Here is a 17,146-nt window from a genome sequence, read left to right on the forward strand (position 1 = left end):
TGCCCAAGTGCCTTGTTGGCCGTGAGCGCGATGTGCAAGGGTGAACCACCCGGCGGGGGGAGTAATGGCCGGGCACATTCGCACTTCGGTGAACCGGTCGTGCGAAGCGCCAAGGGTGAATTCACGCTCCCCGCACCCCGCCAAAAGGTACGCACCAACCCGGGCTCCTTTTCGGCGGTCAGAACCCCCGTGTACCACCTGCGTGGGAAAGGAATCCGCTCAGTGCCCACCCCCCACCCCCCTCGCCCTCCTTACCCGCCGTCCGGCGGAGATCCCGGAGAATCCGACGAGTCCCTCGCCGCCCGGCTGAGAGGGGCGTCGGATGTCGAAGTCGCCCATTCCACCGCCCTGCTGATCGCCCGGCACTGGCCGGCGGTCCACTCCTACGCGATCGTCTGCCTCGCCTCCTCGGCGAACGTCGCCGCCATGGTGACCACGGCCGCCTTCCACCAGGTCTTCGACCGTCTCACGCTGGGCGAGCCGGGCATCGCGCTGCGCCCGCTGCTTCTGGTGACCGTGCGGGACACGGTCCGGCGGTGGGCCTCGGAGGAGCGAATATCCGGTGTACTGCCGGAGTTGCAGAAACCCGCGGGGGGCCGTGGTATGCGGGCGGCCAAGTCCATGACGCCCGAAAACCGCAAGCTGGCCGAGCGCGCATTCCAGGCCCTTCCCGGACCCGCCCGCTGTCTGCTGTGGCACACCGAGGTCGAGGGGGAGCCGCTCGACTTCCCCGCCGGACTCCTCGGCATGGACACCGACACGGCGTCGGCCACCCTCGAACTGGCCCGGGACAAATTCCGCGAGGGCTGTGTACGGGCCCACCAGGAACTCGCACCGAGCAAGGACTGCCGCTTCCACAACCGTCTCCTCGACGTCCCGATCCGCCGCGGCAGGGCACTCCTGCCGGACGTTCAGCAGCATCTCGCCGAGTGCCGCCACTGCCGGGACGCAGCCGAACAACTGAGCCATTTCGAGGCCGGGTTGGACGTTCTGCTCGCCGAGGCGGTGCTCGGCTGGGGCGCCCGTCGCTACCTCGAGTCGCGACCGGGCCGCACCCCGCACCGACCGGGTGCCCGCGGTCGGCGCGCCGCCCGGCACTCCGGACGGGGGAGAGGAATGGCACGCCATCGCATCCTGGACCGCATTCCGATCCCCACCGTGGCGGGCCGCTCCTCGCGGGCCGTGCGCACCGGAGTGGGCATCGTCTCCGCCGCCCTGCTCGGCACCGTCCTCGCCACCAGCCTGTCGTCCTACGACGGCGACACCGACACCACGGCCTCCGCCGGCGCCAACGACGACCGCGGCTCCGCGCCCGGCACCGGCGCTCAGGCCCCGCCCACCGTGTCCGCCACGCCGCCCGGCGCCGCCCAACTCCCCACCGCACCCCGGCAGACCAGGCTGCGCAACGCCGCCGCCGACCTGTGCCTCGACCTGCGGGACGGGACCGAGGCCGAGGCCGGTACCGGGACCGAGCTGGCGGTGTGCTCGGCCGACCCGGCCCAGCAGTGGACGTACGAGAACGACGGGCTGCTGCGCAGCGTGGCCGATCCCGACCTGTGCCTGGACTCGCACGCGGACGCCGGTGTCGTCATCCTCGGCACTTGTGCCGCCGCCAGGAGCGAGCGGGGCGAGGACGTGCGCTACGACCTCACCGTCCGCGGCGAGTTGCTGCCCCGCTGGGACGAGCAGCTCGCGCTCTCCTCCACTGCCGGTGAACCGGGCGCCGACATCGTCGTCAAGGTCCGCGACGGCTCCACCGCCCAGCGCTGGCTGACCGACCCCGAACCGGCCGACGCGGGGTCCCTGTCGGTCGCGGAGACGACCGATCCGTCCGCGCGACCGGTGGGACTGCCGGGCGGTTCCTAGCCGACGACGCCGCACCGGCCAGGGCGCCCTACGCGACCATGCCGTGCGCCGCGCCGGCGATCAGCTGTGAAAGCCCGGCTCCGGCCGGGCGCCCGCCGGTGTGCGTGGCGGTCATGCGGACTCCTCGACGAGGACGAGGTCGGCGGGTCCGACGGTGGCGGGTGTGGCGTGCCCGGACAGGGCGAGGGTGAGATCGAGTTCGGCGAGCAGACAGCGGATCACATGCTCCACGCCCGCCCGGCCGTCGAGTGCGAGACCGTACACGTACGGCCGGCCCACCAGGACCGCCCGCGCGCCGAGCGCGAGTGCCTTGAAGACGTCGTCGCCGGTGCGCACCCCGCTGTCGAACAGCACCGTCAACCGGTCACCGGCCGCCGCGACGACCCCGGGCAGCGCGTCGGCCGCCGCGACGGAACCGGCCACCTGACGTCCGCCGTGGTTGGACACCACCACGCCGTCCATCCCGGCGTCGGCGGCGGCCCGGGCGTCGTCCGGGTGCAGGATGCCCTTGAGGACGATCGGGCCGTCCCAGTTCTCCCGCAGGAACGCCAGGTCCGGCCAGGTCTTGGCGGGGTCCGCGAACATGCCGACGAAGTGCATCACCGCCGCGTTCGGATCCTCATGGACCGGCTTGGCCAATCCCGCCTGAAAGGCCGGGTCGGAGAAGTAGTTGGCGGTGCCCACGCCGTGCAGGAACGGCAGATACGCCTGGTCGAGATCGCGTGGCCGCCACGCGAGCAGCGGGGTGTCCAGCGTGACGACCAGCACGCTGAACCCGGCGGCCTTCGCCCGGTTCAGGAAGCTCCGCGTCACCTCGCGGTCCTTCGCCCAGTACAGCTGGAACCAGCGCTCGGCGTCGCCCATCGCCTCCGCGACCTGCTCGATGGGTGTGCTGGACGCCGAGGACAGCACATACGGCACGCCCTGAGCGGCGGCGGCCCGGGCGGCGGCCGGCTCGGCGTCCGGATGCATGATCGACAGCACGCCGACCGGCGCCAGTGCCAGCGGGGCGGGCAGCGGGCGGCCCAGTACCTCGACGGACAGGTCCCGCTCGTGCACGTCCCGCAGCATCCGCGGCACGATGCGGCGCCGGTGCAGGGCCGCCCGGTTGGCACGGGCGGTGCTGCCGTCCCCGGCGCTGCCCGCCACATAGCCGACGGGGCCCGGTCCGAGCCGCTGCTCGGTGAGCTCCTCCAGCCGTGTCAGATCGGTGGGCAGCCGCGGTACGGCTCCCGTCATCCCGTTCAGATAGATCTCGTACTGGAAGTCAGCCCAGTGTCTGGCCATCGCCCGGTCCCCGCCTCTCACCGTCGAGCCGCGTCGTCCCGACGATACTGGCGAGTAAGGGCACGTCCGTCCAGGGTGTGACTCAGGCCCGGACGGCCGACCGGTGCAGGATCCCGGCCAGTTCGCGCGGCCGGGAGAACATCGGCCAGTGACCGGTGTCCATCCGGACCAGCTTCCAGCTCTCGCTCTTGAGCAGCTCCTGAACGGCGTCCATCGGTTCGTCCCCGTCGAGCAGGCACTTGATGTACGTCGCCGGCAGCTCGCCCAGCGGGCGGGACAGGGCGGCCGGTTCGGTGAGGGACGCGCCCGGGTGCGGGGTGGAGCCGTCGATGATCCGGGCGATCTGATCACCCGTCAGGTCCTGGCCCGCATAGTCGTCCGCGGTGAGCGGGGGCCAGAAGCCGCCGCCCGCCTCGATCGACGCCCGCACGTGGTCGCTCGGCCAGCCCGACAGGAACGACTCCCCGTCCACAGGCACGGTGGAGTCGACGAACACCACCCGGGCCAGCCGGTCCCCGATCCGCTCGGCTGCCTGGCCGACCGGGATGCCGGAGTAGCTGTGCCCGACCAGCACGACGTCCCGCAGATCGAGGCGCTCCACCTCGTCGACGATGTCCTGGACGTGTCTCCGCTGCCCGGCCGGCACGTCCCGCTTCTCGGCGAGACCGGACAGGGTCAGCGGATGGACGCCGTGTCCGGCCGCCCGTAGCTCCGCCGCCACCTCGTCCCATGCCCACGCGCCCAGCCACGCACCTGCCACCAGTACGAAATCGGTCATGGTGGCAAGGTAGCGGCAGGGTCCGACAACGGCCCGGCGATCAGTCCGCGAGCTGCGCCTTCTCCCGGACCGACGCGCCCTCGGCGCCCGCCCCCGGACCGGTGATCGGCGGCACCGGCACGTCCACCGTCCGCGCCAGCCGCGCGCCCTCGGGTCCGTACACCGCGCGGGGCTCGGGGAACAGCCGCAGCAGCGTCAGGAACAGCACCGCGGCCACGGCCAGCGAGAGCGGCAGGCCGATGTCGACGCCGTTCGCCAACTCGCCGAGCGGGCCCACGAACTGGCCCGGGATGTTGGTGAACAGCACACCGACGACGGCGGACACCCACCAGGCGGTCGTACCACGCCAGTTCCAGCCGTGCGCGAACCAGTAACGGCCGCCGCGTTGACGGCGGTTGAAGACCTGCAGGGCCTCAGGGTCGTACCAGCCGCGCCGAGTCCAGTAGCCCAGCATCATCACGACCATCCACGGTGTGGTGCAGGTGATGATCATCGTGGCGAAGGTGGAGATGGACTGCACGATGTCCAGCCCGAACCGGCCGACGAAGACGAACGCGATCGACAGCACGCCGATCAGCACCGTGGCCTGCACCCGGGACAGCCGCGGGAACACCGAGGAGAAGTCGAGGCCGGTGCCGTACAGCGCCGTCGTGCCGGTCGACAGGCCGCCGATCAGCGCGAGCAGACACACCGGCAGGAAGAACCACGAGGGCGAGATCGCCAGTAGCCCGCCCACGAAGTCGGGAGCGGCCGGATCGACGTACTCCGGCGCCTTGTTCGCGATGATGCTCGCGGTCGCCAGGCCGAAGACGAACGGCAGCAGCGTGGCGATCTGCGACAGGAACGCCGCACCGACCACCCTGCGGCGCGGGGTGCTCGCCGGGATGTAGCGCGACCAGTCGCCGAGGAACGCCCCGAACGACACCGGGTTCGACAGCACGATCAGGGCCGCGCCGATGAACGACGGCCAGAACAGCGACTGCGTCGCCGCGTCCGCCGAGTCGGTGAAGACGCCCGCGTACGACGGGTCGAAGTCACCGGCGAAGGCGATCGCGCCGAGCAGGAACAGCGCGCTCGCCGAGGTCACGGCGATCTTGTTGACGAACAGCATGAACCGGAAGCCGTACACGCACACGACCAGCACCAGCCCGGCGAACAGGGCGTACGCCAGGGCGTAGGACACGTTGCCGCGGTGCAGGCCGAACAGCCGGTGGGCGCCGCCGACCAGGGCGTCGCCGGAGCTCCACACCGAGATGGAGAAGAACGCGACCGCGGTCAGCAGGGAGAGGAAAGAGCCGACCACACGGCCGTGCACGCCGAGGTGGGCGGACGAGGAGACGGCGTTGTTGGTGCCGTTGACCGGTCCGAACACCGCCATCGGGCACAGGATCAGCGCGCCCGCGACGACCCCGAGGAGCGTCGCCGCGAGGCCCTGCCAGAAGGAGAGGCCGAACAGGATCGGGAAGGCGCCGAGGACACAGGTGGAGAACGTGTTCGCGCCACCGAAGGCGAGCCGGAACAGGTCGAACGGAGTCGCGGTGCGTTCCGCGTCGGGGATGCGGTCGACGCCGTGGCTCTCGACCTCGGTGAGCGGCGGGGGAGGGGTGACTGCTGCGGGATCAGGTACGGGGGACACGAGGGCTCCAGCGAAGCGGCGGCGGTGGAGCGCGGGTGGCGCGGCGGGACGGCGGTGGGCGCGCGGGGTGGCGCACTCGGGGGAACGGCCGTCGGTGCCGCGGGGTGTGCGACGTGGGCGGATGCCGTCCTCGGTGGGTTCGCCGACGGTACGGCGCCGGGGGCGTCCCGAACCAGAGGACGGTTCATCCATCTTTCGTGTCCGTCATGGATGATTCGGCCACCGCGGGCGGTCATTCGTCGTTCGTGGTGGGGTCCTTCGTGTCCTCCGGGGTCTCGGCGTCCGGTCCCTGCGCCCGTACGCGCTGGACGTGTTCGAGGGAGTCCCGCAGTTCGGCCAGCCAGTCGTCGGCGTGCCGCTGGACCAGACGCACGCACCAGGCGAGGGCGTCGCTGCGGCTGCGGGCGACGCCGCCCGCGATCAGGGTGTCGAGCACCTGGCGTTCGGGCTGCCGCAGCCGGGTCATGACGGGTGCTGCCACATGCGTGAACAGCGCGCGCCGCCCGCCGCACTCCACGCCCCATGACACCTTCCGGCCGAACCGGTGCTCGGCCTCGCGGGCCACCGCCATCCGGTCCTCCCGGGTGCGTTCCCGGAACTCCTCGATCCGGCCCTGTACGGCCGCGTCCCGCTCGGCGGCCGAGACGTCGTCGGCGAGCCGGGGTTCGGGGATGCGGCCGATCACGGTGATCTCCTCGCGGTCGACCGTCACCTCGGTCACTTCCTCGAAGAGGTCGTCGGGCAGTCGGCCGGCGAACCAGCCGCGCAGTTTCTGTTGCTGCTCTGTCGTAATCATGTAATGACGATTACTCCGTCGCAGCATGAACACAAGGGGTCGGGACGGAGTCCGCCGAGAGCTCAATCGGAATGTTTCAGGCCGATTAACCAGCCTGGGTAATCCGGCCACCCGGCCGTCCGGGACGATCACGAACCGCCCGGATCGGCGATTGGAACGTTCGAATTCCGTGACTTCACGCCACTGATTCAACACGCAAGGTTACTGAAATCCATGGGGTCGAGGTGAGTTTCGGCGGCGGACTCGGCAGACTCGCGCTCGCCGATCCGGCACCGACCGAGCCCGGGTCCGGCACCTCATCGAATCGAGCGGAAGGATGCACACAATGCGGAACCCCGCGCGCTGGGCAGCGACCCTCGGCCTCACGGCCGCCGCCGTCTGCGGACCCCTGACCGGAGCCTCGCACGCCACGCCGCCCACCGCCCCGGCCACGCTCTACGCCCCGTCGGCCCTGGTGTTCACCGTCGCCCACGGCGAGACCGCGGCCACCGTCACCCCGGAGCGCGCGGTGACGCTGAGCTGCGCGCCGACGCCGTCCGGAACGCACCCGAACGCCGTCGGGGCCTGCGTCGAACTGCGGGGCGCGGACGGGGACTTCGACGCCCTGGAAACCAGAACGGGCGTGTGGTGCACCCGGGAGTACGACCCCGTGGTCATCCGGGTGAGCGGCGTCTGGCAGGGCGAGTACGTCTCCTATGAGCGCACCTTCGCCAACGAGTGCGTGAAGAACTCGTACGGGACGAGCGTCTTCGCGTTCTGAGGGACCGGGATCGCACGGTCCCCGTGCATGCCGTGAGCGGCCCGCAGTTGGGGAGTGCGGGCCGACGTCGCGGGGCCCCTGCGGTCTCGCCCCAGGGGTCGGCGGGCGGAGTGGGGCCGCCCGCCGGCCCTGGGGATCACTCCCCGGACGGACCCTGGGTCCGGTCGCGGTGGCTGGTGTCGCACCAGGGATAGCGGCGGCTGCGGCGGCAGGTGCACAGGGCGACGCGGAAGCGGTCGGAGGTGACGGTGGTCCCGTCCTCCAGCTCCACTTCCACCGGGCCCTCGACCAGGACGGGGCCCTGGCGCTGGACCCTGATCCGGCGCGGTGTGTCAGAGGGGGAGTTCGGCACGGACGACCACCAGCTCTTCCTTGTCCTCGGCGGCGGACAGCAGTCCCCGTTCTCGTAGCCAGCGTTCCCGTTCGCGCAGTACGGGGCCGAAGGCGATCCGGCACCGCCGGGTCACCGTGGCCTTCAGGCCGGACGCGCGCAGCCCCTGCAGTGTGCGGTCCGGGTCGCTGAGGGCCGAGTGGACGACCAGCAGGACCCCTCCCGGGCGCAGCAGGGCAGGCGCCTCCCGGCAGATCCGGTCCAGGACGAGCCGGCCGTCGCGGCCGGCGTCCCAGGCCCGCGCCGTACCGCGCGGCTGCGGGCTCCCAGGGGGTGCGGGAACATACGGCGGATTGGCCAGGATCAGGTCGAACCGCAGGCCGCGTACGGGGGCGAAGAGGTTCCCGTGCCGGATCCGGACCGGCACTCCGGCCAGCCAGGCATTGACCCGCGCCGCCCACACGGCCCGCCACGACACGTCCACGGCCGTCACCCGGTTGCCCCGCCGCGCGGCCTGAAGGGCCAGCGCCCCGGTGCCGGTGCCCACGTCGAGGACGTCCGCGCCCGGCGGGAGCGGCTCTTCGGACAGGGCGTCGGCCAGCAGGGCGGTGTCTTCCTGAGGAGTGTAGACACCGGGTGGCACCAGGGGCTTCACGCCGCCCAGGTACCCCGGCATTCAGGAAATATGGGAGGCACCGGAAGGTGGCAGGGGTGTGCGCAGCGACGACCGTCCGGCACGCCATGCGGTGAGCAGATGCTCGGCGAGCCGGTCCTCCCCCTGTCCGGTCGCGTCGACACCGAAAGCGACGTCGGGCGCGAGGTGCGGCTCCTCGGCCAGCAGGCCGCCGATGACGTCGTGCCGTACGACCTGCTCGTGGACCGCGTCGGCCTCGACGTGCTCGTCGTAGAAGTGCTCCGCGGCCGGTCCGGCCCCGGTGCGGCGCATCGCCTCGGCGAGCCGCCGGGAACCGGGCGACGAGGTGACCTCCACCGCGGCGAAGTGGCCGACCAGCGCGCCCCGCAGGGCCCGGTGCAGGCCGAAGAGGGACATCAGGTTGACTGTGCCGAGCGCCTGAGCCGACGCTGCGTCGACGTAGTGTCCGTACGACGTGTCCAGGCCCAGGTCCGTCATCAGGTCGGCGAAGAGACGGGCATGCACCCGCTCGGGACGGCCGCCGCCGTACTCGTCGAACTCCACCGCCGCCATCGCCGCCTTGGCCCGGCCCCACAGCCGGGGCAGCACCCAGGCGTGCGGGTCGGCCTCCTTGAGGTGGTACACGGAGCGCTGGGCCGCGTACTCGCGCAGCTGCCACAGCTCGCCCTCGTCGCGCAGGTAGTGGGTGACGCCCGTGCCGTCGACCGGTTCGACGAGGAGCTGCGCGAGTGCCTCCTCGACCGTGTCGTGCGTGGGGGTGTCGGCGCGCAGGGCGGACAGGAAGCGGTGCTCCAGCGCCGCGCGGGTGCGCAGCAGGTCGGGGTCCCATTCGCGGTCCGCGGGCACGCCCTCGAAGCCGCGGTAGTGCAGTTCGTAGCAGAGGTGGAGGGCGAGCTGGAGATCGTCGCCGTACGCGGCCGCGGTCGCGACGTCCTCGTCGTGCGGCAGCGGACCCGTCCGCCGGAGGTACGCACCGACAGCGGCGGAGACCGGGCCCCGGGGGGACGGGAGGCGTGGCCCTTCGCGCTGTTTCATGCGGGCCGAGTACCCGAGCGGAACGCGGCTTCCCCTCCGAGTGGAGTCGGCCGTTGCGGGTACTCCGGGCACACATGAAGGCACTCGTGATCAATTGCACGCTCAAACAGTCGCCGGAGCCCTCCAACACGGAGGCGCTCGCCCGGGTCGTCGTCGAGCAGCTGGAGAAGGAGGGCGTGGATGTCGATGTCGTACGGGCCGTCGACCTGGACATCGCGCCGGGCGTGACCAGCGAGGCGGTGCGCGACGGCGACGCCTGGCCGCCCGTCCACGACAAGCTGCTGGACTCCGAGATCCTGGTCATCGCCTCGCCGACCTGGCTCGGCCGGCCCTCCTCCGTCGCCCAGAGGGTCCTGGAGCGGATGGACGCGATGCTCTCCGAGACGGACGACGAGGGCAGGCCGGTCGCCTACAACCGGGTCGCCGGCGTGGTGGTCACCGGCAACGAGGACGGCGCGCACCACGTCGTCAGCGAGATCTCGGGTGCGCTCGCAGACCTCGGCTACACGATCCCCGGCCAGGCCTGGACCTACTGGCATCTCGGCCCCGGCCCCGGCCCGAACTACCTCGACGACGAACGCGGCCGCGAGTGGTCCCACCGCACCGGCCGGGCCATGGCCGCCAACCTCACCGCGGTGGCCCGGGCCCTGACGGAACGGCCCGTGGGGGCACCGCCCGGGTAGGGGGCGGCGCCCGGCCCATCGTGTCGGCCGGGGAGCCGAAGGCCCAGCCCGTGCCCGGGCCCTGGCCGGTCATTCCCCCTGGGACTCCTCCTGAGCTTCGGTGTTGGGGGTGATGGCCTCCCCGGCCTCACCCCTGTGGCTGCGTTGCTCCGCCGAGTCGCGGGTGCGGTGCTCGGCGTCCTGGACCTCGCGCAGGATCTCCTCGATCGCGCTCTCGGGCTTCTCCTCGGGCTGCTCGGCGTCCGGCTTCTCCTCGGGCTGCTTGGCGTCCTCGGACACGGCGTGATTCCTCCTTCAGGGGCCGTTTCAGTGGGCGGCGGACGCGACGCGCAGTGGCACCGGATCCGGGGCAGGGGGCTCCTCGCTGAGCCGGCAGACCTCGGCCCACCAGGCCGAACCGTCCTCGATGTGGCGCAGCAGCACGCCCTCACGGATCGCCCACGGGCAGATGGTGACCGTCTTGAGCCCGGACAGTTTCATCGCCGTGTGCCCGACCACCGCGCCGGCCAGGCTCTGCTCGGCACGCGGCGCGGAAATGCCGGGGAGCAGTGCCCGCTCCGCGGCGGGCAGCGACGCCAGCCGGACCACCGCCGCCCGCAGGTCCGCGCGGCGCATCCGGCGGTCCGTGAAGGGGCCGTGCCGCCCCGGCGCCGCCCCGCACAGCCGGCCCAGCTGCTGGAACGTCCGGGAGGTGGCCACCGCGGTGTGCGGTCCCTCCCAGCGGATCCGCGCCGCGACGTCCCGCAGCTGATGGCGGACCTTGCGGCGCAACGCCCGGACCTGCTCCTGCGACGGCGGATCCTGCCCCGCGAGGAACTCGTGGGTCAGCCGTCCCGCGCCGAGCGGAAGCGACGCCACATAGTCGGGCAGCCGCCCGCGGCCGAAGGCCGCTTCGAGCGAGCCGCCGCCGATGTCCAGCAGGGCGAGCGGTCCCGACCGCCACCCCATCCAGCGCCGCGCCGCAAGGAACGTCAGCTCGGCCTCCACCTCCCCCGGCAGGGTGCACAGCTCCACTCCCGTCCGCGCCCGGACGCGGCGCAGCACCTCCAGACGGTTCGGGGCGTTGCGGACCACGGCGGTCGCGAAGGCCAGCGGGGCCGCAGCGCCCCACCGCGCCGCGGTCCGGCTCGCCTCGGCCACCGCGTCGACGAGCCGGACGACGGACTCCTCGGGGACCACGCCCCCGGGCTCGACCTGCTCGGACAGACGCAGGCGCCATTTGGCGGTGTGGACCGGCAGCGGCACCCCGCCCTCCGCATCCGCCACAACCAGCCGGACCGTGTTCGATCCCACATCCACCACGCTGATTCGCATGGACTGGCGGGTACCCGATTACGGCCCGGAACAACGGAGTCCGCTGCCTGCGCGCCCCCCAAGTGCGCCGATGCGACGGGAGGAGCCGCCCCCCTGACCGCTCAGGCCAACTGGCGCCGCACCAGCTCGTGCAGCCGCCCGCTGGTGTCCGCGAGGAGCTGTGCGGGCGGGCCCTGCTGGGCGACCTTGCCGTCCTCCATCACGATGACGCGGTCGGCGTCCAGCACCGTCGACAGACGGTGGGCGATGACGATCCGGGTGGCGTTGAGGGCCTTGGTGCTCTCGATGACCTTGCGCTGGGTCTCGTTGTCCAGGGCGCTGGTCGCCTCGTCGAAGAAGAGGATGCGCGGCCGGCGGATCAGCGCCTGCGCGATCATCAACCGCTGCCGCTGGCCGCCGGAGATCGCCCCGTTGCCCGCGACGATCGTGTGCAGGCCCATCGGCATGCGCTTGATGTCCTCGGCGAGCCCCGCCATTTCGGCCGCCGCCATCGCCTCCTCCGGCGTGTACGGCTCGGTGCCGCAGATGACGTCCAGGATCGAGCCGGTGAACGGCTGCGCGTGCTGGAGCACCACCCCGCACTGCCGCCGTACGGCCGACTGGTCGAGCGCCGCCAGGTCCTGGCCGTCGTAGAGGACACTGCCGGAGACCGGCTTGTCGAAGCCGATGAGCAGGCGCAGCAGCGTCGACTTGCCGCAGCCGCTGGGGCCGACGACCGCCACGAACTCGCCGGGCCGCACCTCGAACGACACGTCGTCCAGGACCAGCGGGCCGTCGTCGGAGTACCGGAAGGACAGCCGCCGCGCCTCCACGGCCCCGGTGAGCGGACCCGGCCGGGTGCTGGCCGTGCGCACCTCCGGCGTCGCCTGCAGCACCGGCTTGATCTGCTCGTACAGCGGCAGCGCGGCGACCAACGACACGAACGCGCCGGTGATCTGGGTGACCGAGGTGAGCAGCATGGTCACCGAGGTGTTGAAGGCGAGGAAGTCGGCGGCGGACATCGCGCCCCGCGCCGGGCCCGCGAGCAGCATGAACATCAGCAGCGAGCACAGCGGGAGATAGATCGCGCCGAGCACCGTGGTGAGGTTCTTGATCCGGCCGAGGCGCTGCTGCAGCTCCCGGCTGCGGGCGAACTCGCTCGCCCAGGCGGCGTAGGCGTAGTTCTCGGCGGCCGCGACCCGCAGCTTGGGCAGGCCCCGCAGGGTCTGGAAGGCCTGGTTGTTCAGCTTGTTGGTGAGCACCGTCAGGCGTCGCTGCCAGCGCACCTGCCACAGCTCGAGGCCGAGGAAGACGGCGGCGATGACGACCAGCATCCCGATCGCGGCCAGCGCCATCGGGACGCTGAACCAGAGCAGCAGCCCCAGGTTCATCGCGCCGATGGTGACCGACTGGGCGACCGTGGGCCCGACGCCCGCGAGCAGCCGGCGGATCGCGCTGATGCCCATGGCGGCACTGGCCAGCTCGCCGGTGGAACGCCCGGTGAAGAACTTCGTCGGCAGCCGCAACAGCCGGTCCCACACGGCCGGTTGGAGCGTGGCCTCGATACGGCCCTCCAGGCGCAGGATGGTCATGTTCTGCAGCAGCATGAAGGCCGCCGCGACGACACTGCTGACCATCACCGCCAGGCACACCTGCGCGATGAGCCCGGCCTGCGCCTTCGGCACGAACTCGCCGAGCACCTTGCCCGTGGCGATCGGCACCAGTGCGCCGATGGCGACCGTCACCAGCCCGCTGAGCAGCAGCCCGGTCACGTCGCCGCGGGTGCCCCGCATGCAGAAGCGCAGCAGGCCCAGCGGGCCCAGCGGGCGTTCGGGAAGCGGCCGGTAGAACATCACCGCGCGCGGCTCGAACTCCGCCGCGTTGGCCTTCTCGACCGGCGTCTCGCGCCCGGTCGCCGGATGCACCGCCACATAGCCGCCACGCCGCCACAGCAGTGCGACCGGCGCCCCGGACAGGGCGCGGTGGCCCACCAGCGGGCCGACGTTGTCACGCCACCAGCTGCCGTCCAGCCGTACCGCACGGGTGCGCACGCGCGAGGCGAGGGCGATGCGCTCGACCGGGTCGAGGCGGTCGCTCTCGGTGCCGCCGTGCCCGGGGTCGGCGAGGGCGATCCCGGCCGCGCCCGCGACCAGCTTGCAGGCCGCGTACGTGGCGTCCGCGTCGGCGGCCGTCGTGCGCTTGCCCGACGACTTGCCGATCGAGGCGAGCAGGGTCCGGTCGGCCTGGGCGCGTACCTGCTCACCGGCCCTGATACCGGCGGCCGTGCGCGTCTCGTGGGTGCGCTCCAGCTGTTCGATCCAGCGGTCCAGCGTGGTCAGCAGGCGGTACTGCTGGTCGACCATGCTCTGCCAGACCGCCGGGTCCATCAGCAGATCGGCCGCCGCCTCCGCCCCGTACAGGGAGCCGTACTGCACGCTGCCGGGCGGCACCTGCATCCAGAAGACGTCGTCGTCGGTCATCTCCGCGGCGCGCTCACCGGCGGTCGGCGCCTGGAAGAGGATGGACAGGCCGCGGCCGACGCCCAGGGCGAGGGCGTACTCCAGCGGGCTCGACGTGGGCGGTACGTACTGGGGGTTGCCGTACTCGTCGTACGACCAGGTCTGGGTGACGGCGGGCTGGTACAGCTCGCGCAACCCGATGCGGTGCACGACGCAGTCCCGCACCGGGCGGGCGACCAGCGTGTGCTGCGGTCCCGCGACCGGGCCGAGCAGCAGCGAGCCCGCCTCCAGCCGGCCGAGGTGGTGCCAGTGGCCCTGCTGTGCGGCGTCGACCGCGAACAGGTCGAGGGCGCCCGCCGCGACCAGCCACAGCACCTGCGGACCCTCGAGGTCCAGGCGGCCGAGCCCGGCGCAGTCGATCGGCGTGCCCAGCGAGCCGAGCGCCCCGAGGACGTAGTCGTCTTCGTGCACGGACGTCATGTCACCGCTCCCTGACCAGCGCCGCGTACGCCCCGCCGCGCGCCACCAGCTCGTCGTGCCGCCCGCGCTCCACGATCGTGCCGTGCTGGAGTACGACGATCTCGTCGCTGTCCCGCACCGTGCTGAGCCGGTGTGCGATGACCACACACGCGCAGCCGCGCCGGCGCAGATTGTCCATGACGACCAGCTCGGTCTCGGCGTCGAGCGCGCTGGTCACCTCGTCGAGCACGAGGATGCTGGGCCGGCGCACCAACGCCCGCGCGATCTCTAGGCGCTGGCGCTGCCCGCCGGAGAAGTTGCGGCCGTCCTGCTCGACCTTGCTGTGGATGCCGCCGGGCCGGCGCATGACGACGTCGTACAGTGCCGCGTCCCGCAGCGCCTCCACCACGGCCTCGTCCGGGATCGACGGGTCCCACAGCGCCACGTTGTCGCGCACCGTTCCCTCGAAGAGGAACACGTCCTGGTCGACGAAGGAGACGGAGGCCGCGAGCGAGCCGCGCGGGATGTCCTCCAGGCGCTGCCCGTCGATGCGGATCACGCCCTCCCAGGGTGTGTACAGGCCCGAGATCAGCCGGGAGACGGTCGACTTGCCGCTGCCGGAGCCCCCGACGAGCGCGACCTGCTGCCCCGGTCCGACCGTCAGGTCGAAGCCGGTGAGCAGCGGCTTGTCCAGCGGGCTGTAGCCGAAGGTGATGTTCTCCAGCTCCACGTGACCGTGCAGCCTGCGGGTGGAGTCGCCGCCCGCACGGTCGTACAGCGGGTCCGTGCGGAAGTTCTCGACGTCCTTCAGGCGGGCCACGTCTGCCGCGAAGTCCTGGATGCGGCCCGCGACGCCGTTGAGCCGGGTCAGCGGCGCCGTGAAGCGGGTCACCAGCGCCTGGAAGGCGACCAGCAGACCCACCGAGATATGGCCCTCGATCGCGCGCATGCCGCCGATCCACAGGATCAGTGCGCTGTTCAGCATCGCAAGGGTCGGCGCGACCACGCCCAGCCAGGCGCTCGGCACGCCGAGGCGCTGCTGCTCCTCCAGCGTCGTGGCGTGCTGCCCGGCCCACTTGCGGAAGTAGCCGTCCTCGCCGCCGGTCGCCTTCATGGTCTCGATCAGCTGGAGCCCGGTGTACGCCGTGTTGGTGAGCCGGGCGTTGTCCGCGCGCAGCTTCGCCGTACGGGTCGCGCGCAGCCGGATGACGACCCGCATGGCGACGATGTTCAGCAGGGCCACGCCGATGCCGACGAACGTCAGCTGCGGGTCGTAGGTGTACAGGAGCACGGCGTACAGCACCACGACCACCGCGTCCACGCCCGCCGCCGCGAGGTCGCGGGCGAGGGTCTCGGCCACGGCGTCGTTCGACTGGAGGCGTTGCACCAGGTCGGCGGGGCTGCGCTGGGAGAAGAAGGTGACCGGCAGCCGCAGCAGATGGCGCAGGAAGCGGGCGCTGGACAGGGTCGAGGAGATGATGCGGCCGTGGTGCAGGTTGGCCTGTTGCAGCCAGGTGAGGATCAGGGTGAGCAGCACACAGGCGCCCATGGACGCGAACAGCACGTCCAGCAGGGACGTCTGGCCGCCGATCAGGAACATGTCGATATAGGTCCGGCTGAGCGCGGGCACGGCCGCGCCGACCAGGACCAGCAGCAGACTCGCCAGGACGGCGGCGGGCATCGTGCCGGCGGTGCCGCGCAGCCGGGCGGGCATCGCGCCCCACACGCCGGGCTTGCGCCCGCCCCGCGCGAAGTCGTCGCCCGGCTCCATCGTGAGGACGACGCCGGTGAAGCTGCCGTCGAACTCCTCCATCGGGACGAAACGGCGGCCCTTGCCGGGATCGTTGATGAACACCCCGCGGCGGCCGAAGCGACGCCCCATGCCGTCGAAGACGACGTAGTGGTTGAACTCCCAGAACAGGACGGCCGGCGCCTTCACCTCGGCGAGGGCGGCCAGGTCCATCTGCATGCCCTTGGCCGTCAGGCCGTAACTGCGCGCGGCCTTCAGCAGGTTGCTGGCGCGCGAGCCGTCCCGGGAGACGCCGCAGGCGATGCGCAGCTCCTCCAACGGGACGTGCTTGCCGTAGTGGCCGAGCACCATCGCGAGGGAGGCGGCGCCGCACTCCACGGCCTCCATCTGCAGAACGGTGGGGGTGCGCACGGTCTTGCCGCGGCTCTTGGGGATCTGACGCTTGGGCGGGGCGGCGCGGCGTCTGCCCCGGGTCTCCTGGGCGGTGGTCACGGCAGCAGCCAATCGACGGGACGCTGATCGGCCAGCCGGATCGAACCCGTGGCCATGGTCATGGAGGTGAGGGCGTACGGCGGCCCGTCCGCCGACGACCACGTGTAGCCGCTCTTCGTGCCGGACGACTTGTCCAGGCGGACCAGCACCGCGACCGGGCGGCCGTCCTTCGTGAACTGCTCGCCCAGCTGGCTGTCGCCGAGGAACGCGGCGATCTGCTGCGCGGACTGGGGAGAGCGGTCCACCGACTTCACATGGCCGCGCAGGACGCCGTACTCCTGGGTGGGGACCGTCTGGACGGTCAGGTCCACGGCCGCGTTCGCGGGGATGGAGCTGGCGTTCTCCGCCGGGACGTACACCGTGGCGTACAGCGGGTCGTCCGCGTCGGCGACCTTCTCCACGGCGGCGACGTTCGCGCCGGTGGAGATGATCTGGCCGATCGTCGCGGCCAGTGCGGTGAGACGGCCCGCGGCGATGGTGCGGACCACCGTCTCGCCCTCGGCGGTACGGAGCTTGAGGACGGGGGAGTTCGCGGGCAGCCGCTCGCCCTCCTCGGCGAGGATCGCGGTCACCTGGCCCGCGACGGGGCTCTGCAGGATGTAACTGCCCTCGCCGTGCGTGAGGATGGCGGGCGCGCTCACGGTGGAGGTCACCGAGCCCGTCACGGCCCACACGGACGCGGCGGCCATCGCGACCACCGTCACGGACAGCACGAGCCAGCCCTGCGGGCGGGCGAGGCGCACCGGAAGGTCGAGCTCCTCCGGCGACTGGAGCTTGGCGAGGGCCTGTTGGCGGAACTGCACGGAACTTTCCCTCACCGGGTGGACTGCATGACGGCATCCGAAGAGCCCCGGAGCCGGGATACG

General features: G+C 72.1%; 15 protein-coding genes. 3 read left to right on the forward strand and 12 right to left on the reverse strand.

What is annotated here, in order from left to right; all coding sequences use genetic code 11:
- Nucleotides 1–222 precede the first annotated feature (222 nt).
- On the forward strand, nt 223–1,866 hold the full coding sequence (locus ACFVJQ_RS13375) for a ricin-type beta-trefoil lectin domain protein (RefSeq protein WP_385783467.1): 1,644 nt from the start codon (nt 223–225) through the stop codon (nt 1,864–1,866).
- 111 nt (nt 1,867–1,977) lie between these two features.
- On the opposite strand, the gene ACFVJQ_RS13380 is transcribed toward ACFVJQ_RS13375, so the two are convergent.
- The 4 genes from ACFVJQ_RS13380 to ACFVJQ_RS13395 all read right to left on the reverse strand — a co-directional run bounded on the left by ACFVJQ_RS13380 (nt 1,978) and on the right by ACFVJQ_RS13395 (nt 6,363).
- Nucleotides 1,978–3,153, reverse strand: a complete 1,176-nt coding sequence (locus ACFVJQ_RS13380; protein ID WP_385514014.1) for a lactate 2-monooxygenase — start codon at nt 3,151–3,153, stop codon at nt 1,978–1,980.
- Nucleotides 3,154–3,235: 82 nt separating this feature from the next.
- A complete protein-coding gene (locus ACFVJQ_RS13385; protein WP_385514013.1) occupies nt 3,236–3,931 on the reverse strand; it encodes an alpha/beta fold hydrolase in 696 nt (231 codons plus the stop codon).
- 40 nt (nt 3,932–3,971) lie between these two features.
- Nucleotides 3,972–5,759: a purine-cytosine permease family protein gene (locus ACFVJQ_RS13390; RefSeq protein ID WP_385514012.1), complete on the reverse strand. Its 1,788-nt coding sequence runs from the start codon at nt 5,757–5,759 to the stop codon at nt 3,972–3,974.
- A gap of 40 nt (nt 5,760–5,799) precedes the next feature.
- A complete protein-coding gene (locus tag ACFVJQ_RS13395) occupies nt 5,800–6,363 on the reverse strand; it encodes a hypothetical protein (protein WP_385514011.1) in 564 nt (187 codons plus the stop codon).
- A gap of 325 nt (nt 6,364–6,688) precedes the next feature.
- Between ACFVJQ_RS13395 and ACFVJQ_RS13400 the strand changes: the two genes are divergently transcribed.
- On the forward strand, nt 6,689–7,123 hold the full coding sequence (locus ACFVJQ_RS13400; protein WP_385783471.1) for a subtilase-type protease inhibitor: 435 nt from the start codon (nt 6,689–6,691) through the stop codon (nt 7,121–7,123).
- Between the two features lie 136 nt (nt 7,124–7,259).
- Here the strand turns inward: ACFVJQ_RS13400 and ACFVJQ_RS13405 are convergent, their stop codons facing one another.
- Genes ACFVJQ_RS13405 through ACFVJQ_RS13415 form a run of 3 tightly spaced genes read right to left on the reverse strand, consistent with a single transcriptional unit; the run spans nt 7,260 to nt 9,144 of the window.
- Complete coding sequence (locus ACFVJQ_RS13405; RefSeq protein ID WP_129803250.1) at nt 7,260–7,475, reverse strand: CDGSH iron-sulfur domain-containing protein; 216 nt, start codon at nt 7,473–7,475, stop codon at nt 7,260–7,262.
- Nucleotides 7,456–8,130: a HemK2/MTQ2 family protein methyltransferase gene (locus tag ACFVJQ_RS13410; protein WP_385514009.1), complete on the reverse strand. Its 675-nt coding sequence runs from the start codon at nt 8,128–8,130 to the stop codon at nt 7,456–7,458. Before ACFVJQ_RS13410 ends, ACFVJQ_RS13405 begins: the two co-directional genes overlap by 20 nt.
- Complete coding sequence (locus ACFVJQ_RS13415; protein WP_385783475.1) at nt 8,131–9,144, reverse strand: iron-containing redox enzyme family protein; 1,014 nt, start codon at nt 9,142–9,144, stop codon at nt 8,131–8,133.
- Between the two features lie 74 nt (nt 9,145–9,218).
- Between ACFVJQ_RS13415 and ACFVJQ_RS13420 the strand changes: the two genes are divergently transcribed.
- Nucleotides 9,219–9,827: a flavodoxin family protein gene (locus tag ACFVJQ_RS13420; RefSeq protein ID WP_385514007.1), complete on the forward strand. Its 609-nt coding sequence runs from the start codon at nt 9,219–9,221 to the stop codon at nt 9,825–9,827.
- 69 nt (nt 9,828–9,896) lie between these two features.
- On the opposite strand, the gene ACFVJQ_RS13425 is transcribed toward ACFVJQ_RS13420, so the two are convergent.
- From ACFVJQ_RS13425 to ACFVJQ_RS13445, 5 genes are all read right to left on the reverse strand, one after another.
- Complete coding sequence (locus ACFVJQ_RS13425; RefSeq protein WP_385783478.1) at nt 9,897–10,106, reverse strand: hypothetical protein; 210 nt, start codon at nt 10,104–10,106, stop codon at nt 9,897–9,899.
- 27 nt (nt 10,107–10,133) lie between these two features.
- Nucleotides 10,134–11,141 carry a Ppx/GppA family phosphatase gene (locus tag ACFVJQ_RS13430; protein WP_385514005.1) on the reverse strand — a complete coding sequence of 336 codons (1,008 nt, stop codon included), beginning with the start codon at nt 11,139–11,141 and terminating at the stop codon, nt 10,134–10,136.
- A 101-nt stretch (nt 11,142–11,242) separates the two neighbouring features.
- The gene (locus ACFVJQ_RS13435) at nt 11,243–14,059 is read right to left on the reverse strand and encodes an NHLP bacteriocin export ABC transporter permease/ATPase subunit (protein ID WP_385783482.1); all 2,817 of its coding nucleotides are present in this window, start codon (nt 14,057–14,059) and stop codon (nt 11,243–11,245) included.
- 1 nt (nt 14,060) lies between these two features.
- Nucleotides 14,061–16,280 (reverse strand): NHLP family bacteriocin export ABC transporter peptidase/permease/ATPase subunit, encoded by a 2,220-nt coding sequence (locus ACFVJQ_RS13440; protein WP_385783485.1) that lies wholly within the window; start codon nt 16,278–16,280, stop codon nt 14,061–14,063.
- Nucleotides 16,277–17,083, reverse strand: coding sequence for an HlyD family efflux transporter periplasmic adaptor subunit (locus ACFVJQ_RS13445; RefSeq protein WP_224734512.1), 807 nt, complete (start codon nt 17,081–17,083; stop codon nt 16,277–16,279). Before ACFVJQ_RS13445 ends, ACFVJQ_RS13440 begins: the two co-directional genes overlap by 4 nt.
- Nucleotides 17,084–17,146: the final 63 nt, after the last annotated feature.

The sequence above is a fragment of the Streptomyces sp. NPDC127197 genome, assembly GCF_042672405.1.
In the GTDB taxonomy this organism is placed as follows: Bacteria; Actinomycetota; Actinomycetes; order Streptomycetales; family Streptomycetaceae; genus Streptomyces; species Streptomyces flavusporus.